The organism is Enterobacter cloacae complex sp. 2024EL-00214 (assembly GCF_043945575.1).
Classification (GTDB): domain Bacteria; phylum Pseudomonadota; class Gammaproteobacteria; order Enterobacterales; family Enterobacteriaceae; genus Enterobacter; species Enterobacter cloacae_P.
Window position 1 is genome coordinate 213,220 of sequence record NZ_JBIMRC010000003.1, and the last position, 16,281, is coordinate 229,500.

Sequence of the window (16,281 nt, forward strand, 5' to 3'; positions counted from 1 at the left end):
CTCCTTAACAACAGGCCAGTTCAAAATCGAGACGCTCCGGCACGGTGCCATTTTCGCTGTCCAGCGGCATAAAGCGGATCGCAAAACGGCTCTTATGCCCGGAAATTTGCGGATAGAGTTCGTCACTGAGAGACAAATTCAGGCGCAACAGATCGGCATCATCACCATTATCCTGATAGAAACCGTTCAGACTGGTTTGCTTACGGAAAGGTGCTGAATTGCGGATAAGATCGAGGATCAGCGATAACGCCTGATGCATTGGTTCCAGACTTGTCATCCAGCTTTCAACCTGCGCATCACGCTGCTCCTGGGGCATATGCAACCACATGTGGAGTGTTGGCAGGTCAAAGCTACAGCATCCACCTGGAATACTCAGCCGTTGGCGTACCAGACCAATTAAGCGATCTTCGCGCAAAAATTGCCCTACACGGGGGGCAGCCATCAGGATGCTGCTGCTATTTTTCAACTGCTGACGCAGGGAGTCTATCCGGCTTTGGTCAACGCCCGGAACTTCCGCCCAGGCCTGCAGTTTACGCTGCTGGCGCTCCAGCTCTTTCAGCAATTCAGTGCGGACGTCACCGCGTTCAATCACATCCAGCAGATCGCCCACGTTGCGGAAGAAATGCAGCGCAGTGGCGTGATCGTTGACAGGCAGATGTTGTGAGAGCTGTTGAATGAGAAATTCAATACGCAGCCAGGTACGCATTTTTTCATTAAGCGGGTGCTCAAAAAGGATATGAGTAGACATTATGGTTTTTCCTGTGCAACGGCCTGCGCGGCGAACGTCAGATACTGCTCGTGCAGACGGGCAACATCCGATGCAATGGCATCTGGTGCGCCGTTATTATCAATAACATCATCCGCAACGGCAAGACGCTGAGTGCGCGTAGCCTGAGCGGCAAGGATTTGTTCAGCATGTTCGCGCGAGACATGGTCGCGTGCCACGGTTCGCTGGACCTGCGTTTCGGGCGAAACATCAATGACCAGAACCCGATCGGCTTTATTCTGAAGGCTATTCTCTACCAGCAACGGAACCACCCACAGAACATAGGGCGAGATGGCTGCGGCAATCTGACGCTGGGTTTCCTGATGGATAATGGGATGGAGCAGGGCATTGAGCCAGCTTTTTTCTGAAGGATCAGAAAAAATACATTCACGAAGCTGGCGGCGATTAAGCGTGCCATCTGCGTTAATGATTGTCGGGCCAAAATGCGCCTCAATGGCCTTTAGTGCGAGTGTATCAGGCTCTACCACCTGACGGGCAATGATATCAGCATCAATAATTGTGATACCCAGACGAGAAAATGCGTCCGCAACGGTACTTTTGCCACTACCGATGCCGCCGGTTAATGCGACGATATACCCCATTAAATCAAATCCTGGGAATTATTCATTATTAAAATCAGTTGGTTGAAATTTAAGCGTGCGCCCGCAAATGTTTAGTTCTCTTTACCGGCTTTTTACCAGGTAAATTTATAGGATTGTAGCGTAAAAAAAGAGAATTTCGCAGTCTTGCGGAGCAGGTATTAGTGCGTATGATAGCGTCACTGGAGTTGTGCTTTTAACATATTTGCTTCTAACCCCAGGAATCTGCACATGCGTATCGAAGAAGATCTGAAGTTAGGTTTCAAAGACGTTCTTATCCGCCCTAAACGCTCTACACTGAAAAGTCGCTCAGACGTTGAACTCGAACGTCAATTCACCTTTAAACACTCCGGTCAGACCTGGTCTGGCGTGCCGATCATTGCTGCTAACATGGACACTGTCGGAACCTTCGCGATGGCGACCGCACTGGCGAAATTCGATGTTCTCACCGCAGTACACAAACACTACAGCCCGGAAGAGTGGAATGCGTTTGTTGCAGCGGCATCCGAAGATGTGGTGAAGCATGTGATGGTCTCAACCGGCACATCCGATGCAGATTTCGAAAAAACCAATCAGATCCTGAATGCTAACCCGGCGCTCAACTTTGTATGTATTGATGTCGCGAATGGTTATTCAGAACACTTCGTGCAGTTCGTCAGTAAAGCGCGTGAAGCGTGGCCGGGCAAAACCATCATCGCGGGCAACGTGGTGACCGGTGAAATGTGTGAAGAGCTGATCCTCTCTGGCGCGGATATCGTGAAAGTGGGCATTGGCCCGGGCTCCGTGTGTACCACTCGCGTGAAAACCGGTGTGGGTTACCCGCAGCTGTCTGCCGTGATTGAGTGTGCCGATGCCGCGCATGGTCTGGGCGGTCAGATCATCAGTGACGGCGGTTGTACTATGCCGGGTGATGTTGCTAAAGCCTTTGGCGGCGGCGCAGACTTTGTGATGCTCGGCGGAATGCTGGCAGGGCACGAAGAGAGCGGTGGTACCGTGGTTGAAGAGAATGGCGAGAAATTTATGCTGTTCTACGGCATGAGCTCTGAATCCGCGATGACCCGTCACGTTGGTGGCGTGGCAAAATACCGCGCGGCAGAAGGTAAAACCGTGAAGCTGCCTCTGCGTGGCCCGGTGGATAATACGGCACTCGACATTCTCGGCGGTCTGCGTTCTGCCTGTACCTACGTTGGTGCATCCCGCCTGAAAGAGCTGACTAAACGCACGACATTTATCCGCGTTCAGGAGCAGGAAAACCGCGTATTCAATAGCCTGTAATGGCTTTCGCTGGCGCATATCCCCGTCATTATTCAGGGTATGTTCGTGCGCCAGCGCTATCCCGCACTCATCGCATCCCCCAGATGGAAAATCGGCAGATACATCGCCACGACCAGCGTGCCGATGATGACGCCCGTCACTATCAGAAGTAAAGGTTCCAGAAGCGCCGCCAGGCTATCGGCCAGCTGAAAGGTTTGCTCGGTGTGGTGACGAGCAAGGTTCTCCAGCATGACGTCGAGCGCTCCTGATATTTCACCTGTTCGCACCAGTTGAATACACAACGGTGTAAAGACTGCCGCCTTCTGGAATGATGACCAGACGGGCATACCCTTTTCGATATCTTCCCGAATGTTCCGCAGTTTCTCTTGCCAGTACTGGCTCTCAACGGCGTCTTCTGCACTCTCCAGCCCCTGTAAAAATGCAATGCCAGCCTGCTGTGTGAGTGACAGCACGGTAAATATTTGCCCCAGTTTTTGCCCTCTTGCCAGCGCGCCCAGAACGGGGATGAGCAACAGCGTTCGCTGCCAGCGAGGATGTCGCCGCAGGCTATATGCGATGGCAACTGGCAGAAGCAGTGCCATGAACAGGGCGATGGCGTAGGACTGTATAAAGGCTGCCAACTCCATGACCATCTGCGTCAGCAGGGGAAGCGGCGTGTTAAACGTCCTGTAGATCGCGGCAAATTCCGGTAAGACCAGCGTAACCATTGCCAGCACGACGAGGACTGCCAGCGTCAGGATGATCATCGGGTAGCGCAGTGCCTTTTTCACTTTCGCACTGAGTTGCTGCTGAGATTTTTGTTGCCGGGCAAGCTGGCGACAGCACACTTCCAGTTTTCCCGTCAGCTCGCCTGTTTTCACCATAGAAACATAAAGCGGGTTAAATACTGCAGGCCATTTTTGCAGTGCCTCTGAGAAATTGCACCCTTCGCTAAGATCATCGGCGATGCTTTGCAGCAACGCCTGCCATTGTTGTACCGGATGCTGGTCTGCCAGCATTTGCAGGCTGTGAGATAACGTCAGACCCGCCTGCAAAAGTGTGGCGAGCTGGCGGAACATCTCGTAGCAGTGATGGGATCGCCAGCGTTGCCCCTGTGAGCACCGGGTGAGCGTCAGAGGGTGTAGCCCTTTGTTCATCAATCTGGCGAAGGCCGCTTCACGGTCAGGGGCTAAAAGAGTCCCGTTCTGGGGTTCTCCTTCAAGAGAAAGCGCGCGCCAGCGCCAGAGATGATTAGATGCCATCGGGCATTCCCAGTACGCGCAGCAGCTCTTCGAGCGTGGTCAGCCCTTGCTCAACGGCCATGCAGCCATGTTCAAATAAAGATGTCATTCCCGCCTGTCGGGCGCTGGCTTCTATCACCTCTGTCGCCGCCCCGCTGGCAATGGCCTGCCGGAGTGTGTTGTCGATGGCGAGCACTTCAAAAATGGCGACGCGGCCATAAAACCCGTGATAGCAGCGCTCGCAACCTGCAGGTTGCCAGCGCGGGAGCGGGCGGGGCCATACTGCACGCGGTAATTCTGTGTGGTCGCTGGTTTCCTGTCGGCAATGTGGACACAGACGACGTACCAGCCGCTGGGCAATCACCAGTGATAACGCAGAGGAGAGCATCCAGCGAGCAACCCCCATTTGTTGCAGGCGAACCAGGGCTTCAGCCGTTGAGTTGGTGTGCAGCGTTGACAGCACCAGGTGCCCGGTCTGTGCGGCGTTGATGGCGATTTCTGCCGTTTCACCGTCGCGAATTTCACCCACCATGATAATGTCGGGATCCTGGCGCAGAAGTGCCCTCAGTACGCTCTGAAAGGTTAAGCCCGCACGTGGGTTAATCTGCGTCTGGTTCAACCCTGCCAGTGGGATCTCAATCGGATCTTCCACACTGCAGATGTTGACGTCCGGGGTGTTTCGCGCCTGCAACGCGCTGTATAACGTCACGGTTTTGCCGCTGCCGGTAGGTCCCGTGACCAGAATCAGCCCCTGAGGGTTATGGAGCACCCCGGTAAAGCAGGCCAGTTGCTCTGCTCTCATCCCCAGCTTTCCAGGTTCCAGCGCCTGTTGAACCTGATGAAGCAGGCGCAGCACAATTTTCTCACCACCGCTACAGGGAAGCGTGGCGATGCGGAAAGAGACCGGCTCGTTTGCCAGTTCAACCGTAAACTGCCCATCCTGGGGTAAGCGGCGTTCCGCAATATCCAGATTACCCAATACTTTTAAGCGCGCGCTGAGCATGGTCGCCAGCGTTGCGGAGAGTGGCGGTTGTGGGCACAGCACGCCGTCAATACGTAAGCGGATCTGGCAGGCGTGCTCCATGGGTTCGATGTGGATGTCGGATGCGCGCTGGTTTATTGCCAGCTGTAGCGTGTGGTTGAGGATATCCACCGCTGAGCGTGAGTCTGGTACGACGGGCAGATGCGTGTGTGAGGTCATCTGCCGGTGTTTTTCCATGCGCTCAATACTCCAGCACTCGATATCAATGCGTTTTTGGGTCGCGAAGCGCAGGGCTTCCATCAGTTCGGTGCCGGGGTTTCCCACCACGGCAATGTTAATCATGTCGGTATCGCTGGTCAGTAGTACGGCGTGATGACGCTGGCACAGAGCGACGAGTTGTTCTGAATTCATCATCCCTCCTGTCAGTTATTGTCGAAGCGGAAGATGTCTTCACAGGCCTGTTTGAGCGCGCTGTCGTTACTGATAGTGCAGTCACGCGTCCAGCCCGTCATGCCGTTGCCATCGTTCCATTGTGGCGTCATGACCACGTCAAGCCCGTTCAGACTTTCCTGGCCCGTTAATATCACGATGCCTTTCACCACACTCATTCCTGAGACATAGCGTGTAGTTGTGGGAGAAGGGATGCCATTACTGCCTCCGTCACAGCTTTCCACACCGCCATGATCCAGTGCGCAAAGCTCAATGGCAGTACGATACGGGATGAAGGTTTGCAGCATGTCGGTCAATGCCGCTTTGCGCAGATAGTTCTGGTATGCGGGCACGCCAATGGCGCTCAGGATGGCAATAATGCCGATCACCACCATCAACTCAATGAGCGTAAATCCTTGTTGTCTGTTCATGTCAGCTCCTTTGGTTAAGTGGCGCTACTCTGGCAGCACAAAGGGGCAGAAACGAGAGGCAAAAGAGGGAATGTGAAGGGGCTTTCAGGGATTTAGCTCAGGGTTGCAGAGACGAACAGCAGATTTGCGAGCGGGCCTGACGTTTCCCCTCTCCGGGCGGAGAGGGGAAGCACTATTATTTGAAACGCATTGAGAGGTCGAGGGCACGTACGTGTTTGGTGAGTGCACCGACGGAGATGTAATCGACGCCGGTTTCCGCGAACTCACGGATGGTTTCGAATGTAACGTTACCGGATACTTCCAGCTGGGCCCGGCCATTATTGCGTTTTACCGCCTCGCGCATCTGCCCGGTTTCAAAGTTATCCAGCATGATGATATCGGCTCCGGCCTTAATGGCCTGCTCCAGCTCTTCCAGGTTTTCGACTTCCACTTCGACCGGCACATCCGGGTGGAGCCAGAACGCTTTTTCCACTGCCTGACGTACAGAGCCAGAAGCAATGATGTGATTCTCTTTAATCAGGAAGGCGTCGGATAACCCCAGACGATGGTTTGCACCGCCGCCGCATAATACTGCGTACTTCAGCGCAGTGCGCAGGCCCGGCAGCGTTTTGCGGGTGTCCAGCAACTGTGTGCGGGTACCAACCAGCAGGTCAACATAGCGACGTACTTCGCTGGCCACGCCCGACAAGGTTTGCACAAAGTTGAGGGCGGTACGTTCACCGGTGAGCAGCACACGGGATGGGCCATCCAGCTCGAACAGCGGTTGATTTGCCTTAACGGTATCGCCATCAGCGACATGCCAGGTGATTTGTACATCGTCGCCGGCCAGTTGAGTAAAGACCTCTTCAACCCAGCGCTTACCACAAAAAACGCCGTCTTCGCGGGTGATAATCACGGCGTGCGAGTGTGTCTCTTTTGGCAATAATTGTGCGGTAATATCTTTGTCGGCGTTAACGTCACCGCCCAGATCTTCTTTCAGAGCATGGGCAACGCTTGCCGGAATATCCATATTAATACGTTCCAGAAGCGCTTCACGTCGGTGGTCGGGGTTGTAGCGGCGAGGCGGCATGATAAAACTCCAAATTGGTAACGAATCATAATATTGAAACATGCTACTCTGAACCGAGTAACAGCACCATACATAAGGAGTTCCAGCATGTTGTTAGAAAACGGATGGCTGGTGGATGCGCGGCATGTGCCCTCGCCGCACCACGATTGCCGCCCGGAGGATGAAAAGCCCACACTGCTGGTGGTTCATAATATTAGTCTCCCGCCAGGTGAGTTTGGTGGCCCGTGGATCGATGCGCTATTCACGGGAACGATAGATCCCAATGCCCATCCTTTTTTTGCTGAAATTGCGCATCTGCGCGTGTCGGCTCACTGTCTGATCCGTCGCGATGGTGAAGTTGTTCAGTATGTTCCTTTTGATAAGCGCGCCTGGCATGCGGGTGTATCGGTTTATCAGGGACGCGAGCGCTGCAATGATTTCTCCATTGGAATTGAACTGGAAGGTACTGACACGACGCCCTACACCGATGCACAGTATCAGCAACTGGTGTGTGTGACACGTGCATTGATTGGGTTGTACCCCGCCATTGCTGAGAACATAACGGGGCACAGTGATATCGCCCCAGCAAGAAAAACCGACCCCGGCCCGGCGTTTGACTGGGCCCGGTTTCGCGCCTTGCTGAGCGCTTCGTCTGAGTAAGGAGATAACATGACGTTGTTTACCATGCTGTTGGTTATCATCGCTGAACGTCTGTTCAAACTCGGTGAGCACTGGCAACTGGATCACCGGCTGGAGGTGCTTTTCCGCCGGATTACGCATTTTTCCATGCTGCGTACGTTGCTGATGACCGCAGGTGTAATGGCCATTACGTTCCTGCTATTGCGGTCACTTCATGGCCTCTTTTTCAACGTGCCGTTGCTGGTGTTGTGGATCCTGCTCGGCGTGTTGTGCATTGGGGCGGGCAAGGTTCGTTTGCACTACCACGCGTATCTGAAAGCCGCATCCCATGATGATGCCCATGCGCGTAGCGCAATGGCGAGCGAGTTAACCATGATCCACGGCGTCCCGCCGGACTGCAATGAACGTGAGTTTCTGCGTGAGCTGCAAAATGCCCTGCTGTGGATTAACTTCCGCTTCTACCTTGCACCGCTGTTCTGGTTCGTGGTGGGCGGCCCGTGGGGGCCGGTTTTGCTGATGGGGTACGCCTTCCTGCGCGCCTGGCAGACCTGGCTTGCCCGTTATCTTACGCCGCATGAGCGCCTGCAGGCCGGTATTGATGCCATTCTGCATGTGCTTGACTGGCTTCCGGTACGCCTGGTTGGTGTGGTGTACGCGCTAATTGGTCACGGTGAAAAAGCGCTGCCCGCGTGGTTCGTGTCCCTTACCGACCGCCATACGTCGCAATACCAGGTGTTAACGCGCCTGGCGCAGTTCTCTCTGGCGCGCGAGCCGCATACCGACAAGATTGAAACACCAAAATCTGCCGTCTCGATGGCGAAGAAAACATCGTTTGTCGTGGTGGTTGTGGTGGCGCTGCTGACCATTTACGGCACGCTGGTTTAAGCCAGCGCGCCGTAGCGGTTAAAGCGTATCAGCAGGTGGGATGCCAAAATCAGGCATCCCGTTTTCATCCCAGTGGATGAGCTTCAGGCGGGTATGGCGATTCGGATCGTAAAGCGGGTCGCCCTCAATTTCAGTGTAGTTACGTGCGTGATACACCAGCACATCTTCCCCTTCCGGCGTTTGAGTGAAGCTGTTATGGCCTGGTCCATACTGGCGGTTTTCGTCGCTGGTGACAAATACCGGGTGTGAGGTTTTATGCCAGTTTGTCGGGTTTTGCGGGTCGGCGTTCCTGTCTATCCACAGTAACCCCATGCAGTAGTTCTCATCGGTCGCGCTGGCGGAGTAGCTGATAAACAGTTTGTCACCATGCATCAGCACCGCCGGACCTTCGTTGACCCAAAAACCGCGGCACTCCCAGTCATACTCCGGTTTACTGAGCATCACCGGTTCGCCTTTAAGCGTCCAGGGGTTCTCCATTTCACAGAGATAGAGGTTGGAGTTACCGGCGATATCCGGGGTTTTTTGCGCCCACAGGTACCAGCGTTTGCCCTGGTGTATAAAGGTGGTGGCATCCAGTGCAAAGGTGTCGAACGGCGTCTGGATTTGCCCTTTTTCCATCCACTTGCCGGTGAGTGGGTCGCTGTCGGCGCATTCCAGAGCAAACATGCGGTGCTGGAACATCCCGAGCGTGTCGAGTGCCTGGGTGTGTGTGGCCGCAAAATAGATGTACCACTTGCCGTCGATATGATGCAGTTCCGGTGCCCAGATAAGCTGGCTCATTGGGCCGGTGTCAGGTTTACGCCATACGACCACCTCATCGGCACGTCGTAGTCCGTCCAGCGAACCGGCACGGCGGAGCGCCAGGCGGTCATATTCAGGAACCGAGGCGATAAAGTAGTAATACCCTTCGTGAAAAAGAATATACGGATCGGCGCGTTGTTCGATGAACGGGTTTGGCCAGCTATGCATGTGGTGCTCCTTTAGGTTCTGTTCTTAACGCCGCCTGGTAATCATTGAGTTCGCGGTAGTTAGTGCGACGCTTTTCCAGGTCATCCTGAATCTGTTTCATGGTCTCGCGATCTACCTTCAGCAGACGCACCACGCCCGCCGTGATGAGGTAGCCCACACCCGGAATAACGGTAAACAGCAGCACGATCCCGTTGATGGCATCCGCACTTTGCGCTTTCGCACCGGCGTCGTAACCGTACCAGGAGAGCAGGAAGCCAACCATTGCACCGGCAATTGCCAGCCCCAGCTTGAGGAAGAAGATGTTGCCGGAGAAGCTGATCCCGGTAATTCGTTTCCCGGTTTTCCACTCACCATAGTCATCGACATCCGCCATCAGCGACCAGTGCAGTGGCGACGGGATTTGGTGCAGGATGTTCAACAGGAAGTAGAGCACCACAATGGTGACTGTGGCTTTCGGGTCGAAGAAGTAGAACGCGCAGGAGAAAATCGCCAGCACAATGTTGGTCCAGAAGAACACTTTCAGCTTACACCAGCGATCGGTCAGCACTTTTGCCAGCATACTGCCGAGCATCATCCCCACCACACCGAGGCTGATAAACAGCGTGGCGAAATGCGTACTCTGACCCATCACCCAGGTGACGTAATACATGGTTGCCGCCATGCGAATAAAGCCCGGGCAGACGTTGCACAACGTCAACAGCAGAATGCGCACCCACTGATCGTTCTTCCACACGTCTTTGAGATCGTTTTTCAGCTCATCGTGAGTCTGTACCGTCGGACGCACGCGCTCGCGCACGGTGGCGAAGCAGAACAGGAACATACAGGTGCCAATCAGCGCCAGCACGGTCATCGCCATCTGGTAGCCTTTGGCTTTGTTCTCTCCTCCAAACCAGTCTGCCATTGGTAGCAGCGTGAGTGAAAGCAACAGTGTGGCAATGCCCACCATGACAAACCGGTAAGACTGGCACGCCACACGCTCTTTCGGATCGTTGGTGATTACGCCACCCAGCGAGCAGTACGGAATGTTGATGGCCGTATAGGTCAGCGAGAGCAGGAAGTAGGTGACAAAGGCATAGATAACTTTGCTGTTATAACTCCACTCTGGCGTGGTGAACATCAGAATGCTGAACAGGGCATAGGGGAGGGCAATCCACAGCAGCCAGGGTCGAAAGCGGCCATATTTACTGCGGGTCCGGTCGGCAATTGCCCCCATGATGGGGTCAGTGACGGCGTCAATCACGCGTACTGAAAGCAGAAGTACACCCACAAGTGCAGGTGCCAGGCCAAAAATATCTGTATAAAAATAGTTAACAAACAACATGATGGCACCGAAGATGATGTTGCATCCTGCATCGCCCATCCCATAGCCGATCTTTTCTTTTACTGACAGTCTGTTGTTATCCATTGGCAGCTCTCCGGGTTACGGTATGGAGAGAATTAAACGCTGGCACGCGAATATATGCGTTGCAGTATAGAGGCGGTGATATGGATAAATGAGCTGTTGGCGTGAATTTGTGAGGGAGGTAACAACACCCTGTACCCACATTCGCGGGCACAGGGGAGGGAGATTAGTGGGCTTTCACCGCGTTTTGGTTTTTCTGTTTAACCAGATAACCCACGCCGAGCACCGCAATCCAGACCGGGATCAGGTAAACGGAAATCGCCATACCCGGGGTAATCAACATGATGACCAGAACCGCTGCCATGAACAGCAGGCAAACCCAGTTACCCAGTGGATAAAACAGGGCAGGGAAGCGGGTGGTCACGCCTTGCTGTTGCTTGGCGCGGCGGAACTTGATGTGCGCCAGGCTGATCATCGCCCAGTTAATCACCAGAGCAGAAACGACCAGTGCCATCAGCAGGCCAAAGGCGGATTCCGGTGCCAGGTAGTTAATCAGCACGCATAGCGCGGTAACAATGGCCGACACGATAATGGTGTTCACCGGCACGCCACGTTTATCGATGTTGAGCAGCGCCTTCGGCGCGTTACCTTGCTGAGCCAGACCAAACAACATACGGCTGTTGCAGTATACGCAGCTGTTGTAAACGGAAAGTGCCGCTGTCAGGACGACGATATTGAGCGCGTTGGCCACGAAGGTATCGCCCAGTTCGTGGAAGATCAGGACAAACGGGCTGGTGTCAGCGGTGACGCGCGTCCACGGCAGCAGGGAGAGCAGAACCGCCAGTGAGCCCACATAGAAGATCAGAATACGGTAGATAACCTGGTTGGTAGCTTTCGGGATGCTCTGCTCCGGGTTATCCGCTTCTGCGGCGGTGATCCCCACCAGTTCCAGACCGCCAAAGGAGAACATGATGATCGCCATCATCATCACCAGGCCAGTCATACCGTGAGGCAGGAACCCGCCTTGCTCCCAGAGATTGCGCACCGTGGCCTGCGGGCCGCCGTTGCCGCTGAACAGCAGCCAGCCGCCGAAGATGATCATCGCCACAACGGCAATCACCTTGATGATGGCAAACCAGAACTCCATTTCACCGAACACTTTTACGTTGGTCAGGTTAATGGCGTTGATGATAATGAAGAACACCGCAGCAGAAACCCAGGTTGGGATTTCCGGGTACCAGAACTGGATGTATTTCCCGACGGCGGTCAGCTCGGCCATCGCCACCAGAACGTACAGAACCCAGTAGTTCCAGCCTGATGCAAAACCGGCAAAACTGCCCCAGTATTTATAGGCAAAGTGGCTGAACGAACCGGCTACAGGCTCTTCCACCACCATTTCGCCCAGTTGACGCATGATCAGAAAGGCAATGAAACCCGCGATAGCGTAACCCAAAATAATGCCCGGACCGGCTGACTGAATAACGGATGCGCTTCCCAGAAACAGGCCGGTACCGATAGCACCGCCCAATGCGATGAGCTGTATGTGGCGGTTTTTAAGGCCGCGCTTTAGCTGATCGCCGTGCTGTTGACCTTCCATTATGAAACCTCGTGTGTGGTTGTTATGTTCACGCTGTGCGTGTGTAATTATGAAAGTCCATTTTCTGTATTTATTTCTTTACGGTTAATATTACCGAAATAATCGGAGATGACTTCCGTTGACGCCAGAATAGTGATAAGTGCGAGCGAATGCACCTGCTTTATGAAGGGGTGATGACGAGTTGAATAAAAAGAAAGCATTTGTAAATTGTCCCGTTATCCGTACCTACCCCAACCTATAGAATAGAAATGCCCCGTAAGTGGGCGAATTTTCATTATTTGCGTTGTTGAATCGCTTCAGATTGCAAAATCCCTCGTTTCATTATGGTTAAAACTGCCTCTTTGTGGGTAATCAATTCATTTGTGTGAAGTTACATTTTTGAAATGTTATTTCTGTAAGGTTGTTAAAATGTGCAGGGTTTACTGATTTCAATCAAAACCAATATGGACAGAAGGTGAATACTTTGTTACTTTAGCGATACGAACTTGAAATTGGTAAGACCAATTGACTCCGGGCAAAAAGGCGTAAGACAGGGAATATGGCCTACAGCAAAATTCGCCAACCAAAACTATCTGATGTGATTGAGCAGCAGCTGGAGTTTTTAATTCTCGAAGGGACACTGCGCCCAGGTGAGAAACTTCCGCCTGAACGCGAACTGGCCAAACAGTTCGACGTTTCCCGCCCCTCTCTGCGTGAGGCGATCCAACGTCTCGAAGCGAAGGGCTTGCTGCTTCGTCGCCAGGGCGGCGGAACCTTTGTGCAAAATAGCCTGTGGCAGAGCTTCAGCGATCCGCTGGTAGAACTTCTCTCTGACCACCCTGAATCCCAGTTTGACCTGCTAGAGACCCGTCACGCGCTTGAAGGTATTGCGGCTTATTACGCCGCCCTTCGCAGCACTGATGAAGACCGCGTGCGTATCCGCGAGCTGCATCAGGCCATTGAACGGGCACAGCAGTCCGGCGATTTAGACGCCGAGTCCGATGCCGTCGTCCAGTACCAGATTGCCGTCACCGAAGCGGCACACAATGTGGTGCTCCTCCATCTGCTACGCTGCATGGAGCCGATGCTGGCCCAGAACGTTCGTCAGAATTTTGAATTGTTGTATGCCCGTCGGGACATGCTCCCACTGGTAAGCAACCATCGCACCCGAGTATTCGAGGCGATAATGGCCGGGGAACCGGAGCAGGCGCGCGAAGCGTCGCACCGACATCTGGCTTTCATTGAGGAAATCTTGCTGGACCGTAGCCGTGAACAATCGCGCCGCGAACGTTCACTTCGCCGCATACAGCAACGAAAGGATTAAGCGCCAGGTTTTTTTAGAGCGCGGCAACTAAACGCAGAACCTGTCTTATTGTGTTTTCTGGCGAAAATGCAATGGGACAGGTTCCAGACAAATCAACGTATTAGATAGATAAGGAATACCCCCATGTCAGAACGTCTCCAAAATGACGTGGATCCGATCGAAACTCGCGACTGGCTACAGGCGATCGAATCGGTCATCCGTGAAGAAGGTGTTGAGCGTGCTCAGTATCTGATTGATCAGCTGCTTTCAGAAGCCCGTAAAGGCGGCGTGAAGGTTGCTGCAGGTGCAGGGGCTAACAACTACGTAAACACGATTGCCGTTGAAGACGAACCGGTATACCCGGGCAATCTGGATCTGGAACGTCGCATTCGTTCTGCAATCCGCTGGAACGCCATCATGACCGTTCTGCGCGCATCCAAGAAAGACCTGGAACTGGGCGGCCACATGGCATCCTTCCAGTCTTCTGCGACCGTTTACGACGTGTGCTTCAACCACTTCTTCCGTGCGGCTAACGAGAAAGATGGCGGCGATCTGGTGTACTTCCAGGGCCACATTTCTCCGGGCATCTACGCACGTGCATTCCTGGAAGGTCGTCTGACTGAAGAGCAGATGAACAACTTCCGTCAGGAAGTTCACGGTAAAGGTCTGTCTTCTTACCCGCACCCTAAACTGATGCCAGAATTCTGGCAGTTCCCGACCGTTTCTATGGGGCTGGGCCCAATTGGTGCGATCTACCAGGCTAAATTCCTGAAATATCTGGAACACCGTGGTCTGAAAGATACCTCTGAGCAAACCGTTTATGCCTTCCTGGGCGACGGCGAAATGGATGAGCCAGAATCTAAAGGTGCGATCACCATCGCCACCCGTGAGAAGCTGGACAACCTGTGCTTCATCATCAACTGTAACCTGCAGCGTCTGGATGGTCCGGTAACCGGCAACGGCAAGATCATCAACGAACTGGAAGGCATCTTCGCAGGTGCTGGCTGGAACGTCATCAAAGTGATGTGGGGCGGTCGTTGGGATGAGCTGCTGCGTAAAGACACCAGCGGTAAGCTGATCCAGCTGATGAACGAAACCGTTGACGGTGACTACCAGACCTTCAAATCCAAAGACGGTGCCTACGTTCGTGAGCACTTCTTCGGTAAATATCCTGAAACCGCAGCACTGGTTGCAGACTGGACTGACGAGCAGATCTGGGCCCTGAACCGTGGTGGTCACGATCCGAAGAAAGTCTACGCTGCACTGAAAAAAGCGCAGGAAACCAAAGGTAAAGCGACTGTAATCCTGGCCCACACCATCAAAGGTTACGGCATGGGTGATACCGCAGAAGGTAAAAACATCGCTCACCAGGTTAAGAAAATGAACATGGACGGCGTGCGTTATATCCGCGACCGTTTCAACGTGCCAGTGACCGATGAGCAGGTAGAAAACCTGTCTTACATCACCTTCCCTGAAGGTTCTGAAGAGCACAAGTACCTGCACGAACGTCGTCAGGCGCTGAAAGGCTACCTGCCTGCTCGTCAGCCTAACTTCACCGAGAAGCTGGAACTGCCAGCGCTGGAAGACTTCTCTCAGCTGCTGGAAGAGCAGAACAAAGAGATCTCTACCACTATCGCTTTCGTTCGTGCCCTGAACGTGATGCTGAAGAACAAGTCGATCAAAGATCGTCTGGTTCCAATCATCGCTGACGAAGCGCGTACTTTCGGTATGGAAGGTCTGTTCCGTCAGATCGGTATCTACAGCCCGAACGGCCAGCAGTACACCCCGCAGGACCGTGAGCAGGTTGCATACTACAAAGAAGACGAGAAAGGTCAGATCCTGCAGGAAGGTATCAACGAGCTGGGCGCAGGCGCATCCTGGCTGGCTGCTGCGACTTCTTACAGCACCAACAACCTGCCGATGATCCCGTTCTACATCTACTACTCCATGTTCGGTTTCCAGCGTATCGGTGACCTGTGCTGGCAGGCTGGCGACCAACAGGCTCGCGGCTTCCTGGTAGGTGGTACTTCCGGTCGTACGACCCTGAACGGTGAAGGTCTGCAGCACGAAGATGGTCACAGCCACATTCAGTCTCTGACTATCCCTAACTGTATCTCTTACGACCCGTCTTACGCGTACGAAGTGGCTGTCATCATGCACGACGGTCTGACCCGTATGTACGGTGAAGCACAAGAGAACATTTACTACTACATCACCACGCTGAACGAAAACTACCATATGCCGGCGATGCCAGCAGGTGCTGAGGAAGGTATCCGTAAAGGTATCTACAAACTCGAAACCGTTGCAGGTAGCAAAGGTAAAGTTCAGCTGCTGGGCTCCGGCTCTATCCTGCGTCACGTACGTGAAGCCGCACAGATCCTGGCGAACGACTACGGTGTAGGTTCTGACGTGTACAGCGTAACCTCCTTCACTGAACTGGCACGTGATGGCCAGGATTGTGAGCGCTGGAACATGCTGCACCCAATGGAAACTCCGCGCGTTCCGTACATCGCTCAGGTGATGAACGACGCTCCAGCGGTTGCTTCTACTGACTATATGAAACTGTTCGCTGAGCAGGTTCGTACTTACGTACCGGCTGATGATTATCGCGTACTGGGTACTGACGGCTTCGGTCGTTCTGACAGCCGCGAAAACCTGCGTCACCACTTCGAAGTTGATGCTTCTTACGTGGTTGTAGCAGCACTGGGCGAACTGGCTAAACGTGGCGAAATCGATAAGAAAGTGGTTGCTGAAGCAATTACTAAATTCAACATCGATGCAGAAAAAGTTAACCCGCGTCTGGCGTAAGAGGTAAAA

Annotated in this window: 14 protein-coding genes; 5 read left to right on the plus strand and 9 right to left on the minus strand. The window is 53.6% G+C overall.

The annotated features are described in order from the left end of the window. Nucleotides 1-4: 4 nt before the first annotated feature. Together zapD and coaE are read right to left on the minus strand one after the other, a co-directional pair. The gene (zapD, locus tag ACHHZ6_RS05185) at nucleotides 5-748 is read right to left on the minus strand and encodes a cell division protein ZapD (protein ID WP_182273757.1); all 744 of its coding nucleotides are present in this window, start codon (nucleotides 746-748) and stop codon (nucleotides 5-7) included. Beyond that, the gene (coaE, locus tag ACHHZ6_RS05190; RefSeq protein ID WP_395121873.1) at nucleotides 748-1,368 is read right to left on the minus strand and encodes a dephospho-CoA kinase; all 621 of its coding nucleotides are present in this window, start codon (nucleotides 1,366-1,368) and stop codon (nucleotides 748-750) included. Before coaE ends, zapD begins: the two co-directional genes overlap by 1 nt. Before the next feature lie 228 nt (nucleotides 1,369-1,596). Here coaE and ACHHZ6_RS05195 point away from each other — a divergent pair, with 228 nt between their 5' ends. Next, a complete protein-coding gene (locus ACHHZ6_RS05195; protein WP_182919406.1) occupies nucleotides 1,597-2,640 on the plus strand; it encodes a GMP reductase in 1,044 nt (347 codons plus the stop codon). A gap of 56 nt (nucleotides 2,641-2,696) precedes the next feature. Here ACHHZ6_RS05195 and hofC read toward each other — a convergent pair whose 3' ends face one another. From hofC to nadC, 4 genes are all read right to left on the minus strand, one after another. After that, on the minus strand, nucleotides 2,697-3,881 hold the full coding sequence (hofC, locus tag ACHHZ6_RS05200) for a protein transport protein HofC (protein ID WP_395121874.1): 1,185 nt from the start codon (nucleotides 3,879-3,881) through the stop codon (nucleotides 2,697-2,699). Continuing rightward, on the minus strand, nucleotides 3,871-5,253 hold the full coding sequence (gspE, locus tag ACHHZ6_RS05205) for a type II secretion system protein GspE (protein ID WP_395121896.1): 1,383 nt from the start codon (nucleotides 5,251-5,253) through the stop codon (nucleotides 3,871-3,873). Before gspE ends, hofC begins: the two co-directional genes overlap by 11 nt. Before the next feature lie 11 nt (nucleotides 5,254-5,264). Further along, nucleotides 5,265-5,702 (minus strand): prepilin peptidase-dependent pilin, encoded by a 438-nt coding sequence (gene ppdD, locus ACHHZ6_RS05210; RefSeq protein WP_395121875.1) that lies wholly within the window; start codon nucleotides 5,700-5,702, stop codon nucleotides 5,265-5,267. A 175-nt stretch (nucleotides 5,703-5,877) separates the two neighbouring features. Further along, nucleotides 5,878-6,771 carry a carboxylating nicotinate-nucleotide diphosphorylase gene (gene nadC / locus ACHHZ6_RS05215; protein ID WP_182273762.1) on the minus strand — a complete coding sequence of 298 codons (894 nt, stop codon included), beginning with the start codon at nucleotides 6,769-6,771 and terminating at the stop codon, nucleotides 5,878-5,880. A gap of 87 nt (nucleotides 6,772-6,858) precedes the next feature. On the opposite strand from nadC, the gene ampD reads away from it, so the two are divergent. Together ampD and ampE are read left to right on the plus strand one after the other, a co-directional pair. Beyond that, nucleotides 6,859-7,410 carry a 1,6-anhydro-N-acetylmuramyl-L-alanine amidase AmpD gene (gene ampD / locus ACHHZ6_RS05220; protein ID WP_182273763.1) on the plus strand — a complete coding sequence of 184 codons (552 nt, stop codon included), beginning with the start codon at nucleotides 6,859-6,861 and terminating at the stop codon, nucleotides 7,408-7,410. Between the two features lie 9 nt (nucleotides 7,411-7,419). Then, complete coding sequence (gene ampE, locus ACHHZ6_RS05225; protein WP_182273764.1) at nucleotides 7,420-8,274, plus strand: beta-lactamase regulator AmpE; 855 nt, start codon at nucleotides 7,420-7,422, stop codon at nucleotides 8,272-8,274. Nucleotides 8,275-8,292: 18 nt separating this feature from the next. Here the strand turns inward: ampE and ACHHZ6_RS05230 are convergent, their stop codons facing one another. The 3 genes from ACHHZ6_RS05230 to aroP all read right to left on the minus strand — a co-directional run bounded on the left by ACHHZ6_RS05230 (nucleotide 8,293) and on the right by aroP (nucleotide 12,185). After that, nucleotides 8,293-9,243, minus strand: a complete 951-nt coding sequence (locus ACHHZ6_RS05230; protein ID WP_395121876.1) for a family 43 glycosylhydrolase — start codon at nucleotides 9,241-9,243, stop codon at nucleotides 8,293-8,295. Beyond that, on the minus strand, nucleotides 9,236-10,648 hold the full coding sequence (locus tag ACHHZ6_RS05235; RefSeq protein ID WP_182273766.1) for a glycoside-pentoside-hexuronide (GPH):cation symporter: 1,413 nt from the start codon (nucleotides 10,646-10,648) through the stop codon (nucleotides 9,236-9,238). The genes ACHHZ6_RS05230 and ACHHZ6_RS05235 overlap by 8 nt, the downstream gene beginning before the upstream one ends. Nucleotides 10,649-10,811: 163 nt before the next feature. Continuing rightward, nucleotides 10,812-12,185, minus strand: a complete 1,374-nt coding sequence (gene aroP, locus ACHHZ6_RS05240) for an aromatic amino acid transporter AroP (RefSeq protein WP_182274626.1) — start codon at nucleotides 12,183-12,185, stop codon at nucleotides 10,812-10,814. Nucleotides 12,186-12,720: 535 nt separating this feature from the next. Between aroP and pdhR the strand changes: the two genes are divergently transcribed. Then, the gene (pdhR, locus tag ACHHZ6_RS05245) at nucleotides 12,721-13,485 is read left to right on the plus strand and encodes a pyruvate dehydrogenase complex transcriptional repressor PdhR (RefSeq protein WP_182273767.1); all 765 of its coding nucleotides are present in this window, start codon (nucleotides 12,721-12,723) and stop codon (nucleotides 13,483-13,485) included. A 123-nt stretch (nucleotides 13,486-13,608) separates the two neighbouring features. Beyond that, nucleotides 13,609-16,272 carry a pyruvate dehydrogenase (acetyl-transferring), homodimeric type gene (gene aceE / locus ACHHZ6_RS05250; RefSeq protein ID WP_182273768.1) on the plus strand — a complete coding sequence of 888 codons (2,664 nt, stop codon included), beginning with the start codon at nucleotides 13,609-13,611 and terminating at the stop codon, nucleotides 16,270-16,272. Nucleotides 16,273-16,281: the final 9 nt, after the last annotated feature.